The sequence below is a fragment of the Klebsiella oxytoca NBRC 105695 genome (genome assembly GCF_001598695.1).
In the GTDB taxonomy this organism is placed as follows: domain Bacteria; phylum Pseudomonadota; class Gammaproteobacteria; order Enterobacterales; family Enterobacteriaceae; genus Klebsiella; species Klebsiella oxytoca.
In genome coordinates, this window is the sequence record NZ_BCZK01000034.1 from 1 (window position 1) to 2,708 (window position 2,708).

The following is a 2,708-nucleotide window of genomic DNA, read 5'->3' on the forward strand; positions in this document are numbered from 1 at the left end:
CCGCCCTGCGCAAGCTGCGCCGCAGCCGTCCGCTGGACGGCATCGTGCTGGCGCTTGATGAGGCGCAGGCGACCAGCGCTAGCCTGGATAACCATCTTCGCACCCTCGAGCAGGTCGGGGAGGCCCTGCGCTGGCAGCCGCCGGTGTACCTGTGGCAGGTGACTGACAGCGCCTGGCCGCAGGATACCCGCATCAGTCAGACGGTGGGGGCGCTGTTCCCGCCCGGCGCCACGCCGGAGGGGGTGGCGCAACAACTCCGCGCCATTCTGCCGTCCCTGGGGGAAAGGGGAATGCAGCAGCTGTGCGCCGACCCGGCCCATGATTATCTGCTGCGCCTGGGGCGCACGCTTGAGGGGAGCGGCATTGCCCGCTGGCGTACGCTGCTGACGCCCTGGCTGACGGAGCGCCTGCAGCGCGTTCCGCTGCGCGGCCTGATGTTCAGCCCGCCGCTGGCGCCGGACACGACCGCCGGGGAGGCGCCACATCCTCACCGCTGGTCCGCTCCGGCGGTCTGGCAGGGAGTGACGGCGGACTGCGCTCAGGCGCGGGGCGTGCGGGCCGGTCTGCCCTGGCAGCGCGCATCGGGGGTTATCGCCCTGTCGCTGATGGCCCTGTGGGGGGCGGGCAGCCTGGTCTCCTTCGCCGTTAACCGCCAGCATATTGTCAGCGCGGCGCAGCTGCTGGTGAGCTCTCCCGCGGTGAATGATGAACAGCTGATGGCGCTGCAGGCGCTGCGTAACGATATCGGACGGTTACAGCATCAGCAGGCGCACGGCGCGCCCTGGTATCAGCGCTTCGGGCTGGACCATAACGCCCCGCTGCTGGCGGCCCTGATGCCGTGGTACGGGCAGGCGAATAACCGGCTGATACGCGATGCGGCGGCGCAGGCGCTCACAAAGCAGCTGAACGCGCTGGCAGACCTGCCGCCGCGCAGTCCGCTGCGCGAGAAACGGGCGAAGCGGGGCTACGACCAGCTGAAGGCGTACCTGATGATGGCGCACCCGGAGAAGGCGGACGCCGCGTTTTTTGCGCAGGTGATGAAAACCGCCGAACCGTCCCGTCCGGGGTTGTCCCCGGCGCTGTGGCAGGAGATGGCGCCGGATTTGCACACCTTTTACATGCAGAGCCTGCCCGCGCTGCCGTCCTGGAAAATCACGCCGGATGCGGCGCTGGTGGCGCAGGTGCGCAGGGTGCTGCTGGAGCAGGCAGGCCAGCGCAACGCCGAAAGCACGCTCTATGAGAACATGCTGACGGCCGTCCGGCGCAACTATGCCGATATGACGCTTGAGGACATGACGCCGCAGACCGACGCCCGCCGTCTGTTCAGCACGGGCGAGGTGGTGCCGGGAATGTTCACCCGCCAGGCGTGGGAAGGCGGGATTCAGGACGCCATCGACGCCGCCGTGGCCTCGCGGCGCGATGAAATCGACTGGGTGCTGAGCGACAACCGTAACACCGTGTCCACGGATGTCTCCCCGGAGGCGCTGAAACAGCGGCTGACGAACCGCTACTTTACCGATTTTGCCGGAGCGTGGCTGAACTTCCTTAACAGCATCCGGCTGAATCCGGCGCACAACATTACCGATGTCACCGACCAGCTCACCCTGACCGGCGATGTCCGCCAGTCGCCGCTGATTGCGCTGATGAACACTCTGGCCTGGCAGGGGCAGACCGGAGAGCAGGGGGAGGCTCTCTCTGATTTCCTGGTGAGGACGGCGAAAAATCTGCCGGGTAAGGATAAAAAGCCGGTCATTGACCAGCAGGCAGCCGGTCCTCGCGGCCCGCTGGACAGCACCTTCGGCCCGCTGCTGACCCTGACGGGCCAAAACAGCGCGCAGAAGGTGATGGCTGCCGACAGCTCGCTCAGCTTACAGACCTGGCTCACCCGCATCACCCGCGTGCGCCTGAAACTTCAGCAGGTGGCGAACGCCGCCGACCCGCAGGCGATGATGCAGCAGCTGGCGCAGACGGTGTTCCGGGGCCGGAGCGTGGAGCTGACCGACACGCAGGAGTACGGCACCCTGGTGGCGGCCAGCCTCGGTGAGGCGTGGCGCGGTTTCGGGCAGACGATGTTTGTTCAGCCGCTGACTCAGGCCCGGGAGGCGGTACTGCAGCCGTCGGCGGCCAGCCTGAACGAGGCGTGGCAGCGCTCCGTGGTCGCGAACTGGAATGCGGCGTTTCAGGGGCGCTATCCCTTTGCGGCCGGGAAGAGCGACGCTTCGCTGCCGATGCTGGCGGCGTTTATCCGCCGCGATACCGGACGTATTGACCGTTTTCTCAGTACGGAGCTGGGCGGGGTGCTGCGCCGGGAGGGCAGCGACTGGGTGGCGGACAGCACCCGCAGCCAGGGGCTGGCCTTCAGCCCGGCCTTTCTGAACGCGGTGAACCAGCTCAGCCAGCTGTCCGATATTCTGTTCACCGACGGCAGCCAGGGCATCAGCTTTGAAATGCAGGGGGTGGCGATGCGGGAAGTGGTGGAAACAGCGCTGACGCTTGACGGGCAGACGCTGCACTATTTTAACCAGCTGGCCGACTGGCAGCGCTTCCGCTGGCCGGGGGTGATGAATAAACCGGGGGCGATGCTGACCTGGACGTCAACGACGGCGGGAAGCCGTCTGTATGCAAACCACAGCGGCCCGTGGGGCGTCATCCGGATGCTGGAGCCGATGGCGCGGCAGAAAGCGGGGGACGGGCTGTACCGGCTGACC

General features: G+C 67.2%; 1 protein-coding gene. It reads left to right on the top strand.

The window, feature by feature from the left end; translation table 11 throughout:
- Positions 1-2,708, top strand: a 2,708-nt coding sequence (locus KO1_RS27925; RefSeq protein WP_064407191.1) for an ImcF-related family protein, incomplete at both ends; no start/stop codon positions are given.